The following is a 23,202-nucleotide window of genomic DNA, read 5'->3' as shown; positions in this document are numbered from 1 at the left end:
AAAGTTTAATTATATGCCAAAAAAATTTATTAAACGTTTTTCCCCTAATCCAGAAACATTAAAAGCCCACCCGCATTTAAAACACTTTGGCGCTAAATTACAAAACCCCAATTTATGGCATATAAATAGGCGAAGTGCAGCAGGTGCGGTTGCCGTTGGATTATTTTGTGCGTGGATGCCGATCCCTTTTCAAATGTTACTTGCCACTTTTGTGGCGATGTTTTTTTCTGTGAACCTACCAATATCAGTTGCTCTGGTTTGGTTATCTAATCCATTCACTATGCCGCCATTGTTTTATGGCGCCTATCGTTTGGGTGCATTTATCCTGCAACAACCTTTAATGGACTTTCATTTTAAACTTTCATTTCATTGGATTATTAATGCCTTAGAAACCATTGCACCGGTTATGTTTTTAGGTTGTTTTATTCTTGGTTGTATTAGTGCATTTGTTGGTTATTGGGGCTTTACCGTATTCTGGCGTTATAGTTCTGCACAGAAATGGAAAAAAAGAAAACGTACGCCAAAACGTTAACTTGTCTATTAAACTTTGAACCTAAAGTAATAACCTAACGATTAAATTCTATGCCAAAAATATCATTAAGCTTAGATGACAATCGCTAAAATAATATTCATTCTCAATATTTGGTTCAAATTCCCTCGCATTTGTCACTTAAATTGAAGAGTAAATAGCCATCAAGCCTATGTGATTTCGCTTAATGCATTGGGCGGATTGATATGACACATCCATTCACTCTTGTCTTGGGATAATTTAATTTTTGCTTGAGATAGCTTGGAATAATAGGATAGAACGCTGTCATTGTGATAATAAATTACATTTTACAGTTCGGTTCATTTTGTGCACTTCAAAGCTAATTATCAAATTTTGAATTCAAGTATTAACTGAACGCTAATAAAGCGCTCGAGTTTATGGATTATTTAATTTATTCTATCTCTACATCAGCATTGTCAATATTATTGAATATTTTTTATTGTTCTCAATGCTTACTCATTATCGGTTAGCCCTAATCCTTCAACTTTAGTTGTTTTTAATAAAGTCAGTTATTAGTGGTGATCTTCAAAATTTTAACATTGGAAACGCCCATGAAAATGTATCAATACATAATGCCTACTTTACTACTTAGTACTTTTTCATTGCCTACTTTGGCAGAAAGCCTAAGCACGGAAACCGAAGCTAGTAACGATTATGTGACCATTACAGGCTATTTAGGCGCTCGTCTCAATCAAGATATTAAGAATGATTACAGTGGGCAAGATGTTGACATTAGTTCTGAGCTCGCACAGGCCATTTCTCTCGGCTGGTATTACGCTAAAAACGCAGAGGGTGAGTTAATATTTTCTAATAGTAAGCAAAACTTCTCATCTCCAAATGACTTCGATATTGATGTTTATGTGCAATACCTACACGTGGGTGGCAGAATATTATTTAGAACTAACTCGCCATTCTCATCAAGCATTGGATTAGGGATGGGTGCGACTCACTTTAATCCATCGGGTAGTCGTTATGATGCAAAATTTGCTTTTTCTGGTAGCGTTTCAGCGGGTATACGTTATCAATTGACTGAGCAGTTTGCACTACGTAGTGATTTACGTGTTTATGGAACCTTTTTAGAAAACAGTGACGAGATGTTTTGTAATAATGGTAGCTGTTTATTAGATGCTTCTGATCATCTGTATGTCGACGCAGAATTATTAGCGGGCATTGAATACAAGTTTTAAAGATCTATCCTTCGATTCTTATTTCTACAAAAAAACCTTTCTAATTTAGAAAGGCTTTTTCTCAAATTTGATTACTGTACCACTACAAGTGAGCGTTTTTAAAATAACAGCTTAGCAAATGTAAGTTTATTTTTGCGCTAATGCTTTAGTCACTTTTTCGTACAGATCAACAGCCAAATCAGGTAATGCGAGTAAGCGATTTAACTGCACTTTTATTAGCTCAATACGCTTTTTATCAAGACGTTTAAATTGAGTTAATGGCGTTATCAAACGTGAAGCGACCTGTGGATTTTGACGATTAAGTTTAATCAATTGATCCGTTAAGAACGCATAACCACTGCCATCAATATTGTGAAAGCGATAAGTATTGTTCTGTGCAAATGCCCCCACTAAAGAGCGTAATCGATTAGGATTATTAAAATCAAAACTGCGATGAGTAAATAACACTTCGATATTATTAAGTGCATTATCTGAAGGAATGCTAGCTTGCAGTGCAAACCACTTATCCATCACCAAACCATTCTCAAACCATTTATCATCAAAAGCCTGCATAACGGCTTCACGGCAAGGTAATAAACCATTGTTAGCGGCAGTTAACGCACCCAGATAATCGGTCATGTTATTACAATTTGCAATTTGTGCTAACACATATTCATCTGCTAATTGTTTATCAACACGGGCAATGAAGGTTAACGCTAAATTTTTCAATTTACGTATCGCAATATCATTAATATCGGGCTGATAAGCTTTTAACTGTTTATGGCGTAAATAAGTATCTACAAACAACTCATGCAACTGTGTTGCAATCTCTTGCAGCATAAAATCACGCGCTTCATGAATAGCATCCACATCAACTACTTCAAACAGCTCACGCGCACCATTTTCACTAGTAAAAGTAAACATATCAGCAACTAGAGAAGGATCTAATGTTTCACTAACTAATACAGATTTAAATCCATCAATGAAAATAGAAGGTAATGACAGTGTTTGACCTTTGTGTAAGGCACGTACATTACTTACTAAATATTTATTAAATAAGGTTTGCCCTGCATCCCAACGAGAGAACTCATCGGTAGCAAAGCTCATGATATCTAATAACTGCTCATCACTATAAGCATATTGATATTTAACCGGCGCAGAGAATCCACGGAATAAACATGGCACCGGGTGACTTTGAATATTTTTAAATACAAAGGTTTGCTCTTTTTGAGTCAAACTTAACACGCGATTCTTTTTACCCGCTAATAATTCAATTGAATTACCATTGCTATCTAGCAACTCAATATCGATAGGAATATGCAGTGCGAGCTTTTTGCTTTGGTCTGCAGTTGGCATCGTTTTTTGCTTAAATGTAAGCTGATAGGTGCGATTAGTCGCATCATAATGATCAGTAACAAAGACATTAGGTGTACCCGATTGTGAATACCAACGTTTAAATAAAGTGAGATCAATACCACTTGCATCTTGCATTGCAGCAACAAAATCATCACAGGTAACGGCTTGACCATCGTGGCGTTGCACATACAATTGCATACCTTGTTGGAATTTTGTTTCACCTAATAGTGTATGAAGCATACGGATAACTTCTGAACCTTTTTCATACACGGTTAAAGTATAAAAATTATTCATCTCCATCACACTTTCAGGACGAATAGGATGAGACATCGGTCCGGCATCTTCAGCAAACTGATGGTCACGCATAGTCATCACATTAGCGATACGATTAACGCTGCGGCTACCTAAATCAGAACTGAATTCTTGATCTCGGAAAACCGTTAATCCCTCTTTTAAGCTTAACTGAAACCAATCTCGACAAGTAATACGGTTACCTGTCCAGTTATGGAAATACTCATGTCCAATAACCGCTTCAATGCCCAGATAGTCTTGGTCTGTTGCGCTTTGGGAATTAGCTAATACAAACTTAGAGTTGAAAACATTTAACCCTTTGTTCTCCATCGCGCCCATATTAAAGAAATCAACGGCAACGATCATATAGATATCTAAATCGTATTCTAAATTAAAACGTTGCTCATCCCATTGCATGGATTTTTTAAGCGAGATCATCGCGTGTTGTGTTTTGTCTAAGTTGCCTTTATCAACAAACAAAGCCAATTTCACATCGCGTCCACTTTTTGTTACGTAACTATCTTCTAAACAATCAAAGTCACCAGCTACCAATGCAAATAAATAAGCAGGTTTAGGGAATGGGTCTTGCCAACAAACAAAGTGACGACCGTTATCGAGCTCACCTTGGTCTACTTGATTACCGTTAGATAACAAAAAAGGATAAAGCGTTTTATCTGCAATCACTTTAGTCGAGAATTTAGCCAACACATCGGGACGATCTAAGTAATAAGTAATACGACGGAAACCTTCAGCTTCACATTGTGTACAGAAAGCATCACCCGATTTATATAAACCCTCAAAAGCTTGATTCGCTGCGGGGTCTATTTCAGTATTAATTTCTAACTTAAATGACGCGGGCAGGTTGTTAATGTTCAAGCCTCCCTCAACCAATTCAAAATCAGTATAATCAACATCATCTACTAAAATAGAAACTAAATTTAGTGCCTCACCAAATAAAAATAAAGGCGTGCTCGCTTGGCTAACACGTTCAACACGACTAACGGCTTTGACCTTTGTTTGGTTATCAAACAAATCGAATTCAAGGTCAATACTGGTAATTGTATAATCTGATGGACGGTAATCACTTAGGTGTTTTTCTTGTGGATTTTTTTCTATATTCTCTGCTACGAGAGAGTCGACTTGGCTCATTATTTATACACTCTTAAGTCTGGGGAAATAATACGCTTAATATACAAGAAGGCTTACTATTTACTAAGCCTTATTTGCATAGAATCTTGACACACAATGATCTAAACATTGAATTAGTCATGTTAATAGGTTGAACTAACATGTAATCTCGGCTAATCAGACCGAAGGACTTTTGTTTAGTTCCATATGCATATTAATCACCCCTTCTTCTATATCTCTTTCTGTAGAAAAGCCTAATTTTTTGGCCAATGTTGCCATGCCTCGATTACTCAGCATGGTCATTCCAGCCAGATATTTAGTACCTTTTGATGTTTGATAACTAATTAATTTATTGAGCAGAACTTTACCTAACCCTAACCCTTGCATCTCGGAACTAACCACCATCCCAAATTCAGCTTCGGTATTATCTGGATCAGTAGAAGCGCGAATCACTGCTAACGTTTCTTGCTCTTCAGAACCCACTAAACGCACAGCAATAAAAGCCATTTCTCGCTGATAATCTATTTGCGTTAACATCGCCATCTCTTCGTGAGTCATTGATCCTCGTTGTGAGAAATAACGTTTGTATCTATCTTCTTTGGTTAACCCATCATCAAAAGTTTGATGCCTGACTTCATCTTCAGCTTTAATCGGGCGAACTAATACCTTCTGACCATCTTTGAGCGTGACTACCTCTTCTAATTGCTTTGGATAAGGGCTAATAGCAAAACGATTAGCTAAATTATCGCTATTGTTAGCGTTAGTGCGAGATAATTTCACTTGGCTATCAACGATGATCACATCACTGCCAGAAACTAATACCGGATTTAAATCTAAATCGTTAATTTCTGGATTATCCAACAACATTTGAGATATCTGCGTTAACATCAAACATACCGCTTGCATATCAAAGTCCTTAGCATGTTGCTTCACTTTGATTTTTTTATCCTTAATACCTTGAATCACTAGGTAACGTGCAAGCGCCATATTTAATGGAGGTAAGGCAACCACTGCATTCTCTAAAGTGGTTTGTAAATCACGCGCATCGCTGTCCTGTGAAATAGCAATAACGGGACCAAAAATAGCATCTTGCTTGATCATGACTCGTAGCTCTAATGCTAGTCCAGACGCCACCATTTTCTGTAACGTAAAACCATTTAATCGCACATCAGGCAAAGCGGTTTTAATACGTAATTTAATGGAATTTAAGGCAGAGTCTAATTCTCTGGCGTTATTAATGTTTAACATCACACCATGCACTTGAGATTTATACTGAATATCAGGTGAATTAATTTTTACCGCCAATGGATAACCAATAACTTTTGCTTTTTCGATAGCATCTTCAATATCTTTAGCGATAGCGGTATCAATGGTATTAAGATGATAGGCGTCTAATAAAGGCTTAGTAAAATAAGTATCCAATTTAACGTTTTGTGGCAATAGTTGTCGATCATGATCTGCAAACTCACAGGTGGCCTGCAGTTCAAAACGCTGCTTAATGTACTCGGCAGCGATATCAGCTTCGTAAATTAAATGATCAGGCAATGTTGTTGGAGTTTCCATTAATAACTTTTTATTACGACGATATTGTACTAAATGCATAAAAGCCGTGATCGCACCATTAGGCGTACGAAATGTCGGAATTTTTGCATTAGCAAACATTTGTCGCGCCGGTTTAGCCGCTTCTTCTCCGGCCCAATTGGTTAAAATATTAATCTGTTTACGCTTTGGATGCTGCTTAATTACATCGATAATTGCTTGAGCTGTCTCTTCACTGTCAGATAAAGCAGAGGGTGAATGCATGATCAGCACAGCATCTACTTTATCATTGTCCATTAAATGCCCTAATGCCGTAGCATATCGCTTAGGATCCGCATCTCCAATCATATCAATGGGATTGTTATGCGACCAATTCACTGGCAAACATGCATTTAATTTATCCATTACTGTGTCGTCTAGTTCCGCTAACCGGCCCCCTTCTTCCACTAAATTATCCACGGCTAAAACACCTAAGCCTCCGCCATTACTAATAATAGCAAGTCGTTCTCCATGTAAATAATTGGAATAGGCAAGTGTTTCTACTGCGGCAAATAATTCGTGTAAATCATGTACTCTAAGCATGCCGGCACGCTTAATTGCCGCATCATAAACACTATCATGGCCAAAATCACCGCGACTGTGCAACGCCGCTGCTTTAGCGCCAAGTACTGAACTACCTGATTTAATCACCAACACCGTTTTATGTTGTGCAATAGCCCGTGCTGCAGATATAAAATCGCGCGCATTATCAATATTATCGATATACAGCAAAATAGATTGGGTTTTAGGATCTCTAGCTAAATAATCTAATAGTTCAGCAAAGGAGATATCTTGCGCATCACCTAGCGAAATAAAGGCAGAAAAACCGATTCCCTTGCTGGTTGCCCAATCTAATACCGTGGTACAAACCGCAGCAGATTGAGAAATAAAAGCAATATTACCCGGTAGCGCATTACAGTGCGCTAAACTAGCATTCACTAAATTATGTGGATTAATGATACCTAGGCTACTCATGCCTAATAGACGAATTTTATGTGTCGCTGCAATATCATAAATACGGGTAGAAACGACATGGTCGCTTTCGGTGGTTACAATAATAGCGGCATGGCAACCTTTATCCGCTAATGCCTCCAATATTTTTGGAATGCGAAACTCATTAGTACAGATCACAGCTAAATCAGGCACAATTGGCAAGTCACTTACCTGTTTATAAGCAAGCACACCATGTACAGAGGTATATTTAGGGGTTACAGGCATAATAGGCCCGTTAAAACCTGCAGCTAATAAGTTATTCATCACTAAATAACCCGCTCGCTTAACATTAATAGATGCTCCGATAACGGTGATCGACTGCGGATTGAAAAAGTGTTTAAGTAACTGCAAACTCATAGAAAACTCGCCTCATATAAACATTAAAAAAATTGCTATTTGCTATCATTCACGACAAGCCAATCATGAGCCGCGGAATAAACAGATTATGTACATAAAAGTGAAAATATAACGGCTATAAGTTTACCCTTTAAAACGAATCCTGCTGTGTTTTTTAAACAAAATCAGAGCCATATCATTTAAATATTTTACGAATTCATTTGCTCACTTTGAGTACTAAGCTTACACTCGCCCTTTTGCCCTGCTCGGAGTGATTTGTGCCTTTTATTATTGAATCTAAAAAAATTATTAAACTCAGCTTACCGATATTTATTGCGCAGTTTGCACAAACTGCAATGGGGTTTGTAGATACAGTAATGGCAGGTGGAGTAAGTTCAACGGATATGGCAGCAGTAGCCATCGCATCGAGCATTTGGCTTCCTTGTATTCTGTTTGGAGTGGGTGTGTTGATGGCTATTGTGCCCTTAACTGCACAGGCACATGGTGCAAACGATCTGCTACAAATTCCTAAAACAGGGCAGCAAGGTTTATACCTAGCATTATTATTATCTATTCCAATAGCCGTGATTTTATTTAACGCCGGCTTGTTAATGAATATAATGGATATTCATGATTTATTAGCGTCGATCACCGTACAATATTTGTATGCCATGATTTTTGCTATACCTGCTTTTTTGCTGTTTCAGGCCCTGCGCAATTATATCGAAGGTTTATCACTAACCAAACCAGCAATGGTGATTGGATTTTTAGGCCTGATCGCAAATATTCCACTTAACTGGATGTTTGTTTACGGTGAATTGGGCGCACCAGCTTTAGGTGGTGCAGGTTGTGGAGTCGCCACTGCAATTGTTTATTGGTTGATGACATTTGCATTAGCGGGTTATGCTTTTTATACAAGAAAATTAAAGCATTATCCTCTGTTTACACAATTTACAAAACCCGACTTTAAACATCTATTGTCTATCACTAAGTTAGGCTTGCCTGTCGCCGTTGCTTTGTTCTTTGAGGTCACTATTTTTGCCGCAATAGCGGTCTTAATTGCACCGCTAGGTGCTAATATTGTGGCCTCCCATCAGATTGCGATTAACTTCTCAAGCATGGTCTTTATGTTACCAATGAGTATCGCTAATGCGGTTAGTATTCGTGTTGGCTTTAATCTTGGCCAAAAAAGAAACGAAGAGGCAAAACAAGCCAGCTATGCAGGACTTGCTATTGGTTTAGGCCTGTCGGTAATAACAGCGCTATCTACTGTTATTTTTAAAGAAAACATTGCCTTATTATATTCAGATAACCGAGCAGTTATCGACCTAGCTATTACGCTGATTCTTTTCTCTGCTATTTACCAATGTGTTGATTCGATACAAGTAGTGGCAGCCGGCGCATTGCGTGGTTATAAGGAGATGACGGCTATTTTCACACGTACTTTCATCTCTTACTGGGTAGTTGGGTTACCACTGGGTTATATCTTAGGCATGACTGACTTGTTAGTTTCGCCACTTGGAGCCAAAGGATTTTGGATAGGTATTACGGTTGGTTTAACCGTAGCTGCGATCCTATTAGGTCAACGCCTATATACGGTACAAAAGCATCGCTTTGCCTAATAACTCGAATAAGAGTGGTTAGTTTAAAAGGTGATAAACTAAAGTTATAGCAATAGTGATCGATATAGTTATTAAAGCAAAAGCCTAATAATTGGCATTGATGAATAATACTTTAATCAATGCCAATATTTTTTAAATCACCTTTCGACATTTGCTTTAAGGTTTAAATGGGCTTAATGTTTAAAAGTACTTAATGCATAATTGTACTTAATGTTAAAATGGGCTTAGCCCTTTAAATAACTGCCACGTCATCCTATAGACTAATAAACAAAGTAATAACAAACTGGCTAAGATAATCCCTATCACAGACAGCGTTGATAATAAATTCAATCCCCCTGTTAAACCAGAATCCCATTCACCACCTAAATATTGATAAAATCCTTGTACTATTAGGTAAATGACCAGTAAAAGTATCAACCCGCTCCACGATCCTTTTAGGTCCTCCTTTGAAGGAGATAAATGTAAACTGATCGCAGCACATAAATAAGCCCAAGTAGCAACATGATAAGGAGAAGTTAAATAAGCACTTTTAAAGAAGTAGAAAAGGTCACTGCTTAAAGCAAGTAGCGAATGCAATTGAAGGGAATATAAGTCGTTCAGGAGTGCGCTTTTGATTATAAACAATAAAGTACCGCTATCCTCTAACATTAACAATGTTAGTAAATAAATACAGCCCAGCCCGCCGAATAAAGGTGCGATACCAATCAGGAAGTTACCCAACACTTTCCATAATTGACGGTTATCATAAGAGTGTGTCACATAACCTAATGTGCCACGTCGGTCAGGATTAAATAAAACCATCCGCTGAATTTTATGACCGAATAATACACAACATAATGCATGACTTAGCTCATGAACAGGCGTGCCAATCCAAGCACTGATATAAATGAGTCGGCCACTTAACATGTTATTTGCAAATATCAATATCGATTTTTGTAAAAGAAAGAGGATCCCTACCAATACAAAAAACACACCCACATGACCGCACAAGGTAACTAACTGAGTCACTGACCAAGATAACCACTCAACCGAGAGACTATTTATAAACTCTAGAAATGCTGACATTAAATTGTGCCTACTAATAAGTTTGGTTACTTTTTAACGTGATACTTGCCCGGAGTCTACTTGATAAGCTTTAATCCTTGCCACCAAAAAATCTATTGCCGCTTTTAACTTAGGCACTTTATAACGTTGTTTTTGATACAGTAAATATATGCCTAAATTAGGATTCTGAGTTATGACTAAAGCAGGTTTTATTGCTAACTCGATTAATTCACCGGATTGTAAATAAGGCACTAACGCCCAACGAGGCATCATTAAAATACCTTTACCAGCAATAGCTTTCTTTAATAACCAAGGTCCATGATTAGAAATTAACACGGGTGGCGCAGATACATCCTGCCATTGTTCATTAATTTCACATAACCATGGTGTTGGTCCATTTGGGGTTTTAAAATACAACCCATGATGTTGCTGCAGGCTTAATGCGTTATTAGGATAACCGAAGCTAGCAATATAACTTTCTGCACACACGGCAATAAAATCATTATCCATTAATCTGATCGCCACAACACGTTCATCGGGGGCGTAACCGCCTCGAATCGCGATGTCAACTTGATCTCTTGCAAGTGTAGATAATTCATCACTTAAATTAACATTTAAGGTTATTTTCGGGTACAAACTTGAAAACTCATCTAACAGAGGTAATAGAATTTGTTCACCAAACCCAACCGTGGAACTAATATTTAGTACTCCCATGGGTGTACTTTGATATGAACGCACAGACTCATCGGTTATTTCCAATGATTTTAAAATTTCACTGACTTGTTGGTAATAACGCTGACCAATCTCAGTTAATGTCACCACGCGAGTTGAACGCTTTAATAACGTAGCACCGAGACTCTTTTCTAAATCAGCAATCCGTCGAGACAGAGAGGAAGGCGGAACAGAAAATACGTCTGCAGCCTTAGTGAAACTTCCTGCATCAACAACTTGAACAAAATATTTAAGGGCACGTAGCTGGTCCATAAGATTCCTAAAATGTTTTAGTGTTTGGCTTACTTTTTAAGGTACTTTATATGTGTATATATCTATTCATTGCTCAACGAAATGAATACTGATCAGGATTGAATTTTCTAATATCCAGTTCAGATGCTATCAATCTATTAAATATCTTTATTATTGTCTTTAAGACAATAGTAAATGCTAAATTAGCTACTATATCTTACTGTTTAAAGTTGCCATAATGATTTCAAGCAATACGTTCAATCTTTAATAAAAGGAACATACAATGACAACATTTACAGCCATTAACTTAGTTAAACGCCCTCAAGGCGGAGCAATTGATTCTTCGTTATTTGATGTAGTACAAAAACAAATACCAAGCGTTGCACCGGGGCAAATTTTAGTAAAGCAAAATTACATGTCATTAGATCCTGCTATGTTTGGTTGGATGAGTCCGGACACTAATAGTTATATTCCACCCGTTGCATTGGGTGATGTAATGCGTAGTTCTGGCATTGGTGAAGTCACCGTTAGTAATCACCCCGACTTTACCGTTGGCGACCGAGTAATGGGTATGATGGGATGGCAGGAATACTGTTTAAGTGACGGCCAAGGTCTTAACAAAGTAACAGCTCCCCTTCCTGATGAAAGTATTTTATCAGTGTTCGCGCTACCAGGTTTAACAGCTGTACAGGGTTTGTTTAATGTAGGTAAACCTCAAAAAGGCGAAACCCTAATCGTTACTGGTGCAGCAGGATCAGTAGGCTCTATTGTTGGCCAACTTGCAAAAGCCGAAGGCTTACGTGTGATTGGTGTGGTGGGTAGCCAGGAAAAAGCAGATTGGATTGTTAATGAATTAGGATTTGATGCTGCCATCAATTACAAAAGTGATGATTTAGATGCTCAATTAGCTACCGCTGCACCCGATGGTATTGATTTATTCTTTGAAAATACCGGGGGCCCTATTCAGCATTTAATCTTCGATCGAATCAATGCGCATGGGCGAGTAGTTGTTTGTGGTCTAATTTCAGATTATCACAACGAAGTACCCGCAGCAGGACCAAGTTGGTTAAATATCATTAAACGTCGCATTACTATTCAAGGTTTCACTATGCCTGATCACTTTCATCAAGTACCTGAGTTATTAGAAAAATTAACTCCCTATGTGATGGCCGGAAAAATAAAACATCGCACGCATTTATTGGATGGATTAACCTCTGCCATTGATGGTTTGAATCTTTTCAGCACCGGCGCTAATAAAGGCAAGTTGATCGTTAAATTATAAAAAAAGCTGAAATTATAAAAAACTTGAACTATAAAGAGCTTAAATTATAAAGCTCTTTGATTTGTTACTATGGGCTTAACACGGGCTGAAGATTACATTTTAATTGGCAATGAGTAATCGCCAAATCCCAAATGTAACTGCTTTAGATTTGCCGCACACTTTGCATGTGTGGCTTTTTATTTGTATTGTTTAGCAAATAATTAATTAAGTTAACTTTCAAAGTAGAACCAACTGAACCAATTGGAAGAACTGAAACCATTAAGCTAAAGAGGAATAACGATGACTCGCAACACCATATTATTTGATATCAATGAAACCGTGCTTAATTTAAATTTATTAAAACCTAAGTTTGCTCAAGCCTTTGGTGATGAATCGGTCACCGCACTTTGGTTTTCTACCCTATTACATTCATCAACGGTAGCTTCATTAACCGGATTAAAAACTGGTTTCGCAGCATTAGCCGCTGATATTTTAGATAACATAGCCGCCCGAAAAGGCATTAATTTATCGGCTAGTGACCGAGATGAATTGCTTGCAACTTTCGCTAGCCTAGCGGCTCATGATGATATAAAACCTGCATTAACACATTTACGTGAGCAGGGTTACCGCACTATTGCTTTCTCAAATTCATCATTAACCTTAATTAACAAACAAATACAAAACGCAGGGTTAACGGATTACTTTGATGAAGTTGTTTCCGTTGAAGAAACCGGTAGCTTTAAACCCGATCCTAAGGTTTATAAATTTGTGGCTAATCACTTAGGGCAACCTATTTCATCCCTACGTTTAGTGGCGACACATGATTGGGATACACATGGTGCAATGTCCGCTGGTATGATGGCGGCCTATATAGATCGTTCTGGTGCCCCTTATCACCCGCAATATTTGAAACCAGCTATTGAAGCCACCAATATGAAACAAGTGGTTGAGCAAATAATCAAAGAAGACAGCGCGAGTGAATAATTTGAAGTAGGCAATCTAAAGCTGCTAATCAGTAGCTTCTAATTGGAAGCTGCTACTCGGAAGCTTCTAATCGGAAATAAGGAATCATACAAAAGCCAATAAAAGAAATTAATAAATAGCCTCTAATCATTGATTAAATCTATCTTTAGTAAAAAACACCGGTTCGTATTTAACTGAATCGGTGGTTTTATATTTCAAGAATATTATTGCAAATACTCAATACTGTTTTATAGCGTCTAACATTCACATCATATTTCCTGCACATAATTTATTTATGATTTAAACCCAAGACTCAAAGAAAAAACCGTTTTAATGATACTAGCAATAATAGTCATTGTTAGAATGGTAACAGTAAAAGTAGTTATATATGAATATTGCTACTACAGTTAATTCTTGATCTTGAGTCGAATAATAATGTGCTATTTAAACTAATTTAAAATGAAAAATAGCGTGCCTACTGTCAACCCACCCATTACATAGTTAAAGTATTTTTTACGTTTTGGCGTGGTTAATAGTTGAGAAATGGTTACACCGAGATAAGCCCAAAGACTAATTGCAACAAAACCAGTGATAGCAAAACAGAGCATGATCCATAATCCAGACTCAATATACTGCTCTCCTGCAATCGTAAAGCTACTGATACTTCCAACACTCATCGCCCAAGCTTTTGGATTTACAAACTGAAAGCAGGATGCTGAAAACAGGCTCATTGGTTTACTCTTAATATCTTGGTCATCAACTTGTGAAGGAGCTAACGTTGCAACCTCAGTAGATGCCGTTGTTATCTTCCAAGCAAGCCAAAATAAATACAATGAGCCGACGATGTTTAATACTTGATATAACTCAGGGTAACGCTCAAACACAATACCAAAGCCTAATAATATAGACGCTAATAAACAGGCAATGCCAATCACAATACCAAAAATATGCGGTAAGGTTCTTTGGTAACCAAATTGGGCGCCAGAGGCAAGCAACATAACATTGTTAGGACCTGGCGTTACCGACATAACAAATGCAAATACGGCTATAGCCAACAATAATGACGAATCCATATTAGCCTCCCTTCAGTAGATAGAGAAAATGGCTAGCAGCAAGATTAAGTAACTTATTTTTATTTAATTCTTGTGCGATCTCAGCTTTAGTTAGCCCTATATCCTGAAGTATAAAATCAGGTAAATTTTGTAATTGTTTACGCGTTTTATAAAGTTTGATCAGCTTTCCTATTTTGTTTATTTTATTCTCCATACCCATCTCCTTAACAATTACTGTGAATATTCATTGTAAACAAGCCGACAACTCAATACAGATCCAAATAAAATTACTTTATAGATACAGATGACCAATATAAATGACTGTATGGCTCACAATGCATTAAACTGTATGGTTATAATTTAATATTGACGAGTATATTAATACAGATAGAAGTATCATAAATGTATCAGTCCGTTTCTATTGAGCTAGAAACAATAAATTGAATTTAAGATTTATCACTTAATGATTGAAATCGATATTAATAGGGAAGCAGGGATAGCATGAAATTATACGATAAAGTCGCAAAGGGCTTACGAGAAAATATTCACAATGGTTTGTTTGTCGCCGGAGATAAATTACCTTCAATTCGTCAACTGGTTGCAGAGCATAGCGTCAGTATTTCTACCGTACAACAAGCTTATCACCAGCTTGAGATGGAAAACTTAATTGAAGCCCGCCCTAAATCTGGCTATTTTGTTGCTTATAAACCGATCGCTGCCACACTGCCAGTGACCTCTCGCCCAGCCCAACGCCCAATCGAAGTCTCACAATGGCAACAAGTACTAGAAGTACTGCTTGCCAAAGAAAATGTTTCAACAGTACAACTACAACATGCAATGCCTGATATGACAGTACCCAGTTTAGCGCCACTATTAAAAAAGATGACCTCACTGATGCGACACCAAGCCTCACTGAGTTTACCCTATGGTAATATTGAGGGCTCCTTAGTGTTACGAGAACAAATAGTTAAGCTCGCGACTTATTCGGGCTGTGCACTGCACCCTGATGATCTGGTGATCACTTCCGGCTGCCAAGAAGGTTTATCCGTCTGTTTACGTTCTGTTACAGAACCTGGCGATATAGTTGCCGTTGAATCACCGAGTTTCTATGGTTCAATGCAAGCCATTAAAACCGCCAACTTAAAAGCTATTGAGATCCCAACTAATGCTGAAAGCGGATTAAGCTTAGAAGCCTTAGAGCTTGCACTAGAGCAATGGCCAATTAAATCTATTTTAGTGACTCCTACCTGTAATAATCCAATGGGTTACAGCATGCCAGAAACGGCGAAAAAACGCCTTTATCAGCTCGCTCAGAGTTATGATATTACCATCATTGAAGATGATATTTATGGTGATATAAGTTACCAATCTCCTCGTCCAAAAAGTATTAAATCCTTTGATGAGGATGGCCGTGTTTTATTGTGTAGCTCTTTTTCTAAAACCGTTGCTCCAGGGATCCGTGTTGGTTGGATCGCACCCGGTCGTTATCGAGACAAAGTGACCCACGTAAAATATGTAAGTAGTTCAATGTGTCCAACTTTACCACAATTAGCGATAGCAGATTTTATCAAAGGTGGCGGTTATGAACGGCATACTAGAAAAGTACGTTTACTTTATAAACAAGGGCGAGATCACCTTATTCAATGTATCAAACAATACTTTCCTAGTGATACTCGTATCAGCTATCCGGAGGGAGGTTATATTCTATGGGTAGAATTGAATAAACGTTATGATGCGGTCAAATTGTCGACGCAGTGTAAGCAAGGTAGCGTCAGTATTGCTCCGGGTATTTTATTCTCTGCTACGGGTAAATATAGACACTGTATGCGTCTTAATTTTAGTGAAAAAACAGAATTAGAACGTGAACAGGGTATAAAACAACTTGGTCATTATATCGCTAAACAAGAACAGGATTAAGCTTGTAACTTCTTGGGATGTTTTGTTGCAATATTTTGTTGCAGTGTTGGCATGATTAGTTTTTTGATTTTAATTAATTTGCAGTTATTATACGCAGCAATTTAGTTAGCTAAACATTCAGAATCAATGATTAATTAGCCATTAACTAATATCCGCTATATCTGTTATTTCTTAAATATACTTTTATTCGCTCGAGGCACTGCTCGTTAATGTTCAACAACACTCAAGACATGAAACAAACATATGACCATCAAGGTTACTTTGTGATACGTAACTATTTTAATGATGCTCAAATAACTGCGCTTAGAGAAGTAATTTTAACCTTTCATAATGCATGGAAGCAGGCCAATAAAAGGTTTTACCAAGAAGAAGCATTTAACTCGTCACTCATTACTGGCAGTGAGTATCTAAATGATGATGATCGAGTTTCTCTTTTTAATTTTATCAGTTCAAATAAAATAATGGATATTGTTAATGCGGTGATCCCTAACCACCCTGCTTTTATGAATACTCAATTGTTTTTTAATCCATACAATCAACAACAAGAGAACTTTTGGCATCGAGACTGTCAATATGATCACAATCTTGCCGATCAACAAAAAGCGATTCAAGAAACACAAGTTTTGCACCTTCGCGTACCACTATTCGACGAACCAGGTATGGAGCTTGTTCCCGGGTCCCATAAACGCTGGGATAGCACTGAAGAATTAGATGTACGATTAGCGCGTAAAAGAAAATTTAGCAGCGATGCTTTATCGACAGGTAAACAAATTGAATTAGCAGCAGGTGATCTATTAGTATTCTCTGCGGATATGATCCATCGTGGAATATATGGTTTAGATAGGTTAGCTTTTGATATTTTAGTATTTGATTCAGCAGGCGATTTTGTAGATTATGTTGATGATGACTGTTTGCCCAATCAACAAATGTTAAAAGAAATAAATAACCCTAGTTTATTTAACAACACCCTAAGATTAAAAGCATTACAGTTAGCCAACCACAGCGACGAAGTTATCGTTTAAAAAGCACACTTAACAAGAGTTCTGGGGATCAGTTCCGAAGATGGGTTTCGTAAATTAATTCCGGAGAAGCCAACTACTTAACACAACTAGTCTGACACAGAGGGCTAATGGCTATTTTGGTTATGCAGTTCCGTTAGTTTTGCATAGTTCAAGGCGAATTATTGAAGCAATAACTGGTTATTGAGAGATTATTTAACGAAGAAATCTGCGGAAATAACGATGTTGTATCGCTTTGCTTATCCAAAATTGAAGTTATTTAGTTAACAACTTAAAATAACTATGATCATTCAGTGCCTTACTGATCATCATTCCTCCTTCCAACACACTCATTGTCATGATAGCTGCATAAGCTGGATCTTGTTCATTATTTGCGCTATGTGCTGTTCGCAACCAAGATAAATTTAGTTCGAAAAAACGTTTAACTTCTAAACGCACTTTATCGGGTAAACTTTCACTTTGAGCACCTAATAAACCACATAGACACATTTTGTCATCCTCTAAAAGTGCCTGTCGAAAAAGGTCAGTATAAATATCAATAGGATTTTGGCCTTTTTCTTTAATCTCGTTAGGCTCACCTAATGCAGATAAAAAAGAATTAGTATATTGATAAGCAAGCGCGGCACCTAAATCAGCTTTAGTTGGAAAATGGTAATGCACACTGGCACTTTTAATGCCGACTTCAGTCGCCAGCTCTCTAAAGCTAAAATTATTATAACCACCAAGACGAACTTTATTTTCCGCCGCTTTTAAAAGTGCTTCTTTTTTACTCATTCTCAAATTTCCTATTAATTAGAAAGAAATTATCGGCCAGTTGATCCTTATTTACAAGGGGTTTTAATGCTTTAGCTGCATTCTATTGTTAACTCATATTATTTTAAATGTTGACTTGAGGTAAACTTCATAATATAACCTACCTATCGGTAGATAGGCAATGTAAAAACATTGTAGTATAAACTTATAAAGGAAACCCCATGAAAATTTATGACGTAGCAAACTTCCCTAATCCCCTTCGTGTTCGTATTGCTTTAGCAGAAAAAAATGCGCTAGATAAGGTTGAGTTCATCCCAGTTGATATAATGAATGGCGAACACCGTAGCGACGCCTTTTTAGAGAAGAATCCGCAGGGCACTGTTCCACTGCTTGAATTAGATGATGGCACTTATATCTCAGAATGTTCCGCCATCATTGAGTACATTGATGCAGAATTTTCTGGCACTTCATTAACCGGTACAACGCCAAAACAACGTGCAGTAATTAGTATGATGCAAAAACGTGCAGAGGAAAATGTATTGGATGCAGCTGCTACATACTTTCATCATGCAACCGATGGCTTAGGTCCAACATTAGAAACCTATCAAAATGCAGAATGGGGTCAGAAGCAAGGTAAAAAAGCACTACACAATATGGTTTATTTCAATAACGTATTAGCAAAATCAGATTATGTCGCCGGCGATACCTTTACTGTCGCCGATATCACGTTATTTGCAGGGTTGATTTTTGCAGGGTTCGCACAAATTTCTATCCCTAGTGAATTAACATCTTTACTCCAATGGCAAGAAAAGCTGTCAAAACGAGCAAGTGTTATGACGGTATGTTGATCTTTAACGATTTTTTCATACCAGTATTTTAATACCAATGATACTAACTATATTAGCTAACATAGTTAGTATGCCTTACTTTTTATTAGATATTTAAACTAACGTAAACACATGTTTTACATGTAAAAAATAACAAAAAAAGTGATTCAAGCCAGTAAAATAGGTGCATCGCTATTATGATTGGTTTAATTTAAGAATCGAAAATAGGAATGAAAATGAAAATATCAGCAGATTTTAGCCAACGTAAAGTTGTACATAGCGAATCACTTGAATGGCTGTCATCTCCGATGATAGGTGTTAATAGAAGACCGCTTGATAGAGTTGGAGATGAAGTTGCTCGAGCGACTACTATCGTACGCTACGCACCTGGAAGTGAATTTTCTGCACATGTACATACAGGTGGTGAAGAATTTCTGGTACTTGAAGGCACATTTCAAGATGAACATGGTAGTTTTCCAACGGGCTCATATATAAGAAATTCCCCACAATCTAAACACCAACCTCGTTCAGAAACAGGTTGCATAATGTTAGTTAAGTTGTGGCAATTTCAACCTGAAGATAGAACTCATGTGCGATTACAAACACAATTTATGGGGCAAGTTGCACACCCTGATCATAAAGGAGTCTATCTAACCCCACTTTACAAAGATAATTATGAAGAGGTAAGTTTGTTGTATTTTTCGCCTGATAGTGAAGTCAATATGAAGGTTGAGGGAGGTGCAGAGTTACTAGTACTCGCAGGCGCATTATTAGAGCAGAACGATAAATTAATAAAACACAGTTGGTTACGAATACCGGTAAAGGGAGAGTTTAATGCAAAAGCCGGTCCTGAAGGAGCAAAAGTATGGATAAAAACAGGCCACTTAACCGATGTTGATAAACAGATAGAACGGGTTGAGAAAGTATAATTAGCTTGAAATGCAACATGAAGAATTTATTAAGTTATAAATTAGAGCTATTCACAGTTGCCGTTGAGCACTTAGATTCAGATCATAAGTAATTAACGTGAAAGCTAACTGGTAAATATTTACTGATCTACATTTTAGTAAAGTACAAAAAAGTAAACATAAGCACAGTTCCAGACTAAACAAGCTAATTTTACAAGCTCAATGTACAGGTAGAAGTGTCAGTGACTTTAATCATGTTGCTAATTGAGCTATTTCTAATTAAAGCCACGTTGCTAATACACTTACATCTTTCAGAGCCTTAGTGTTTCCACCTAAACGTGTAAAGCAAAACTGAGTAATACTCGCTTACCGGATTCAATTTTTGAAACGCTATGGGGGTATAAATCAGGTCGAAATAAATAGATGCGGTTGGCTACATTAATAATACTCTTAGCACACTTAAACACCCCTCCCACCTTAGGCTGTCGTAATATAAAATTAAGTTTGTAATAACGTCCTTTTTCTACCAAATCAATATGTTCCATCACACTGTGGTTAATAGGGTAAGTGACATAATTAATAGAAAATAGTTTACTACTAAATATGCTCTTATTGGTGACTGTGTTGGTCATAATTCCTCAATTGATATCGATTTAGTTGTTGTTCTTATTTAGGTTATACAGTAGCGATTTAAATTGCAGTGCCGACTTACTTTGCAGTATCGATAACATTAAAAATGTGTTGGAAATGATAATGATCCAATAGACATTTTTAACCTGAACGAAATGAAACTAACATGAAATAGCAATAACTTACAGTCATTGAAAAGTGAAGTTTTTTATCAATAACAGACAACCTAGGGGAACTAGCCTAGCGCCTGATGCTGTTATTAAAGTTAATTATACTTAGGAACAAAATATTATAACGACTAGCAATACCAAGAGAAAAGATTAGCGACTATTGCAGTTTTGAAAAGTAATTATAGTGCGGTTCGCTTTATAACGTTAATCCGTGAATAACGTTATATTGTTTATACTGGTACTCACGTTTATACCCATGCAACGTCGTTAACATTTATCGGTGCATTACCCCTACAACCAAGCGTTTTACACCAAAACAACTAGCAAAGACTACCCCCCCTTTTTAGTCTTTGCATCGAGCAAGTGCCAGTTTAGGAAGTATCACCTGACTCGAGAATCGATGTTTAACACAAAACACTAAAATCGCTCTTTAACTTGTCAAAATAACAACTGACCGAGGTGCAGCTAAGTAGCTATCCTTGAACCAGTACTTTTTATCACCTTCAATATGTATATCTTTTCCACCACTCAAAGCCGTATCCACCGCTCGTAACCATTTCCCTGAAGGGGAAGTAGGTAATTCGAAATGTAATTCTTCCCAATAAGCATTAAAAATGACATATGAAACACTACCACAATGAGGATGCTGACTTTCTAGTGCAATCGCATGTGAGTCATCGCTCCAATTCGGTTTATTAAGTTTTATTCCATGCCAACTGATACCGGCCTGCGCGATAATGTCATGTAATGAATTTCGGTTTGTCTCATCAAAACAAACCAGTTCCAACATTGAACGTTGATCCAGTAACGCTTTAGTAAAACGAAATTGTTCACTATTTTTTTCAAGGTCAGTCCAATCAAGCCAAAAATCAATATTATCCTGACAATAGCCATTATTATTGCCTTTTTGTGTTCGTCCTATTTCGTCACCCATCAATAACATCGGAGTGCCCAAGGATAACAAGTTAATCACCATCATATTTTTCATTTGTTGAGCACGTAACCTTAAAATTTCCGGGTCATCCGTTTCGCCTTCAACTCCATGATTCCAACTAAAGTTATGGTCACAACCATCTTTATTATTTTCACCATTTTCTTGATTGTGTTTGTCGTTATAACTAACCAAATCAGCCAAGGTAAAACCATCATGACAAGTAATAAAGTTGACCGATTTAGCAGGTTCAAGAGAGCGATCTCCATAAATATCTGGACTGCCAATTAAGCGAGCTACAAACTGTTTGATCATGCCGTTATCACCTTTGACAAAGCGACGTACATCATCACGGAAGTGCCCATTCCATTCTCGCCAACGCTGTCCAGCTAAACTGCCAACTTGGTAAAGGCCACCTGCATCCCATGCTTCTGCAATTAATTTAACCGGAGAAAGGATCGGATCAGTATCGATACTCCACAATGTAGGCGGGCTTAACATCGGCTGCCCTAACTCATCTCGCGATAAAATTGATGCTAAATCAAATCTGAAGCCATCGATATGCATTTTTTCAACCCAAAAGTGCAAGCTATCAATGATCATGCGGCGTACCACTGAATGAGTGCCATTTAGCGTATTACCACAACCGCTGTAGTTCATATAATGTTTCTTATCTTGCGATAAAATATAATAATCTGAACTATCAAACCCGCGAAATGAATAAGTCGGGCCTTGCAAGTCGCCTTCTGCTGTATGGTTATAAACTACGTCTAAAATCACTTCTATATCGGCGGCATGTAATGCTTTGACCATATCTCGAAACTCGTTGATTGGCCCAAGCAAAGATTTATCCGCACTGTATTCACGGTGTATTGAAAATAAAGAGATGGGGCTATAACCCCAATAATTTACTAAGCCAGCATGGTGCTCGTTAGGGTCAAATTGATAAACAGGCATTAGCTCTACAGCTGTAATGCCTAATTTTTGTAGATACGGTATTTTTTCTATAATGCCTGCGTAGGTGCCTCGTTTATCTTGATCCAATCCAGAGCTTGGATGACGTGTGAATCCACCCACATGCATTTCATAAATAACTGTTTTTGCAAAAGTATGACGTGGATGACAATCATCTTCCCAGTCATAATTATCAATATCAACAACAACACCCTTTAAGCATTTATCAACATTTGCATGTTGTCCAAGTGCAGCATCGCGAGAAAAATTATCGCCTCGTTCAACTAATAAAGCATAAGGGTCGAGTAATATTTTTTTAGGATAAAAATTTACTTTCTTATTCGGTCGATAAGGGCCATCAACACGAAAACCATATAATTGCCCAGCTTTTACACCTTTTACAAAAATGTGCCAATAAAAGGCCGTTCTATTATCTACATCAGATAATTCAAAAACATGAGAAGGTAACAGTGCATCTTTATGATCGAAAAAGATTAATTCTACTGTTTTAGCAAGACGAGCATAAACACAAAAATTTGCACCTTCAGAGGTAAATGTAACGCCTAATTTGTCAGGAACACCATCACAAGTTAAAAACATATCTCTCTCCCAGATATCTTACCAATCTCAAATAACTTTACTGCATTAAGCATGTTCCTTTGTGCTCAATAAAGCAAAAAATAAAAATCAAATTAAACGGAATGAGCAGATAATAATAATCAGATAATAATGATCAGGGGTATTAGTCAGATTACTTTGATGTGATACAGAAAAAAGAAAAAACAGTTAC

18 protein-coding genes are annotated in these 23,202 nt (G+C 37.3%); 9 read left to right on the top strand and 9 right to left on the bottom strand.

The annotated features are described in order from the left end of the window. Nucleotides 1-13 precede the first annotated feature (13 nt). Nucleotides 14-532 carry a DUF2062 domain-containing protein gene (locus MT390_RS06015; RefSeq protein WP_166369097.1) on the top strand — a complete coding sequence of 173 codons (519 nt, stop codon included), beginning with the start codon at nucleotides 14-16 and terminating at the stop codon, nucleotides 530-532. A 569-nt stretch (nucleotides 533-1,101) separates the two neighbouring features. After that, complete coding sequence (locus MT390_RS06010; RefSeq protein WP_499440137.1) at nucleotides 1,102-1,737, top strand: outer membrane beta-barrel protein; 636 nt, start codon at nucleotides 1,102-1,104, stop codon at nucleotides 1,735-1,737. A gap of 126 nt (nucleotides 1,738-1,863) precedes the next feature. Here the strand turns inward: MT390_RS06010 and pepN are convergent, their stop codons facing one another. Both pepN and MT390_RS06000 read right to left on the bottom strand, forming a co-directional pair. After that, nucleotides 1,864-4,479 (bottom strand): aminopeptidase N, encoded by a 2,616-nt coding sequence (gene pepN / locus MT390_RS06005; protein WP_499440364.1) that lies wholly within the window; start codon nucleotides 4,477-4,479, stop codon nucleotides 1,864-1,866. Between the two features lie 189 nt (nucleotides 4,480-4,668). Next, entirely contained in the window at nucleotides 4,669-7,419 is a 2,751-nt protein-coding gene (locus tag MT390_RS06000) for a bifunctional acetate--CoA ligase family protein/GNAT family N-acetyltransferase (RefSeq protein ID WP_499440136.1), read from the bottom strand. Between the two features lie 257 nt (nucleotides 7,420-7,676). Here MT390_RS06000 and MT390_RS05995 point away from each other — a divergent pair, with 257 nt between their 5' ends. After that, the gene (locus MT390_RS05995) at nucleotides 7,677-9,020 is read left to right on the top strand and encodes an MATE family efflux transporter (RefSeq protein WP_299664614.1); all 1,344 of its coding nucleotides are present in this window, start codon (nucleotides 7,677-7,679) and stop codon (nucleotides 9,018-9,020) included. A gap of 213 nt (nucleotides 9,021-9,233) precedes the next feature. Here MT390_RS05995 and MT390_RS05990 read toward each other — a convergent pair whose 3' ends face one another. Beyond that, complete coding sequence (locus MT390_RS05990) at nucleotides 9,234-10,085, bottom strand: hypothetical protein (protein WP_499440133.1); 852 nt, start codon at nucleotides 10,083-10,085, stop codon at nucleotides 9,234-9,236. 33 nt (nucleotides 10,086-10,118) lie between these two features. After that, nucleotides 10,119-11,048, bottom strand: coding sequence for a LysR family transcriptional regulator (locus MT390_RS05985; RefSeq protein ID WP_499440131.1), 930 nt, complete (start codon nucleotides 11,046-11,048; stop codon nucleotides 10,119-10,121). A 262-nt stretch (nucleotides 11,049-11,310) separates the two neighbouring features. Between MT390_RS05985 and MT390_RS05980 the strand changes: the two genes are divergently transcribed. Further along, the gene (locus MT390_RS05980; RefSeq protein WP_499440129.1) at nucleotides 11,311-12,309 is read left to right on the top strand and encodes an NADP-dependent oxidoreductase; all 999 of its coding nucleotides are present in this window, start codon (nucleotides 11,311-11,313) and stop codon (nucleotides 12,307-12,309) included. A 279-nt stretch (nucleotides 12,310-12,588) separates the two neighbouring features. Further along, complete coding sequence (locus MT390_RS05975; protein WP_499440128.1) at nucleotides 12,589-13,272, top strand: haloacid dehalogenase type II; 684 nt, start codon at nucleotides 12,589-12,591, stop codon at nucleotides 13,270-13,272. Nucleotides 13,273-13,700: 428 nt separating this feature from the next. Here MT390_RS05975 and MT390_RS05970 read toward each other — a convergent pair whose 3' ends face one another. Both MT390_RS05970 and MT390_RS05965 read right to left on the bottom strand, forming a co-directional pair. Further along, the gene (locus tag MT390_RS05970; protein ID WP_499440126.1) at nucleotides 13,701-14,324 is read right to left on the bottom strand and encodes a LysE family translocator; all 624 of its coding nucleotides are present in this window, start codon (nucleotides 14,322-14,324) and stop codon (nucleotides 13,701-13,703) included. Nucleotide 14,325: 1 nt separating this feature from the next. Further along, nucleotides 14,326-14,517 (bottom strand): DUF1127 domain-containing protein, encoded by a 192-nt coding sequence (locus MT390_RS05965; protein WP_499440124.1) that lies wholly within the window; start codon nucleotides 14,515-14,517, stop codon nucleotides 14,326-14,328. Between the two features lie 287 nt (nucleotides 14,518-14,804). On the opposite strand from MT390_RS05965, the gene MT390_RS05960 reads away from it, so the two are divergent. Further along, the gene (locus MT390_RS05960) at nucleotides 14,805-16,220 is read left to right on the top strand and encodes an aminotransferase-like domain-containing protein (protein ID WP_499440123.1); all 1,416 of its coding nucleotides are present in this window, start codon (nucleotides 14,805-14,807) and stop codon (nucleotides 16,218-16,220) included. Nucleotides 16,221-16,429: 209 nt separating this feature from the next. Further along, a complete protein-coding gene (locus MT390_RS05955; RefSeq protein ID WP_499440121.1) occupies nucleotides 16,430-17,242 on the top strand; it encodes a phytanoyl-CoA dioxygenase family protein in 813 nt (270 codons plus the stop codon). 252 nt (nucleotides 17,243-17,494) lie between these two features. Here the strand turns inward: MT390_RS05955 and MT390_RS05950 are convergent, their stop codons facing one another. Beyond that, nucleotides 17,495-18,013, bottom strand: a complete 519-nt coding sequence (locus tag MT390_RS05950) for a TetR/AcrR family transcriptional regulator (protein WP_499440119.1) — start codon at nucleotides 18,011-18,013, stop codon at nucleotides 17,495-17,497. Between the two features lie 200 nt (nucleotides 18,014-18,213). On the opposite strand from MT390_RS05950, the gene MT390_RS05945 reads away from it, so the two are divergent. Both MT390_RS05945 and MT390_RS05940 read left to right on the top strand, forming a co-directional pair. Next, nucleotides 18,214-18,840 (top strand): glutathione S-transferase family protein, encoded by a 627-nt coding sequence (locus MT390_RS05945; protein ID WP_499440118.1) that lies wholly within the window; start codon nucleotides 18,214-18,216, stop codon nucleotides 18,838-18,840. 215 nt (nucleotides 18,841-19,055) lie between these two features. After that, nucleotides 19,056-19,748 carry a cupin domain-containing protein gene (locus MT390_RS05940; protein ID WP_499440116.1) on the top strand — a complete coding sequence of 231 codons (693 nt, stop codon included), beginning with the start codon at nucleotides 19,056-19,058 and terminating at the stop codon, nucleotides 19,746-19,748. A 311-nt stretch (nucleotides 19,749-20,059) separates the two neighbouring features. Here the strand turns inward: MT390_RS05940 and MT390_RS05935 are convergent, their stop codons facing one another. Both MT390_RS05935 and glgX read right to left on the bottom strand, forming a co-directional pair. Continuing rightward, entirely contained in the window at nucleotides 20,060-20,359 is a 300-nt protein-coding gene (locus MT390_RS05935; protein ID WP_166369065.1) for a 2OG-Fe(II) oxygenase, read from the bottom strand. Between the two features lie 598 nt (nucleotides 20,360-20,957). Then, the gene (glgX, locus tag MT390_RS05930; protein ID WP_499440114.1) at nucleotides 20,958-23,012 is read right to left on the bottom strand and encodes a glycogen debranching protein GlgX; all 2,055 of its coding nucleotides are present in this window, start codon (nucleotides 23,010-23,012) and stop codon (nucleotides 20,958-20,960) included. Between the last annotated feature and the right edge of the window lie 190 nt (nucleotides 23,013-23,202).

The organism is Vibrio sp. 2-Bac 85 (genome assembly GCF_037546705.1).
In the GTDB taxonomy this organism is placed as follows: Bacteria; Pseudomonadota; Gammaproteobacteria; order Enterobacterales; family Psychromonadaceae; genus Psychromonas.
Note: the sequence above shows the minus strand (reverse complement) of the source record. Positions and strands in the feature narration are given on the sequence as shown.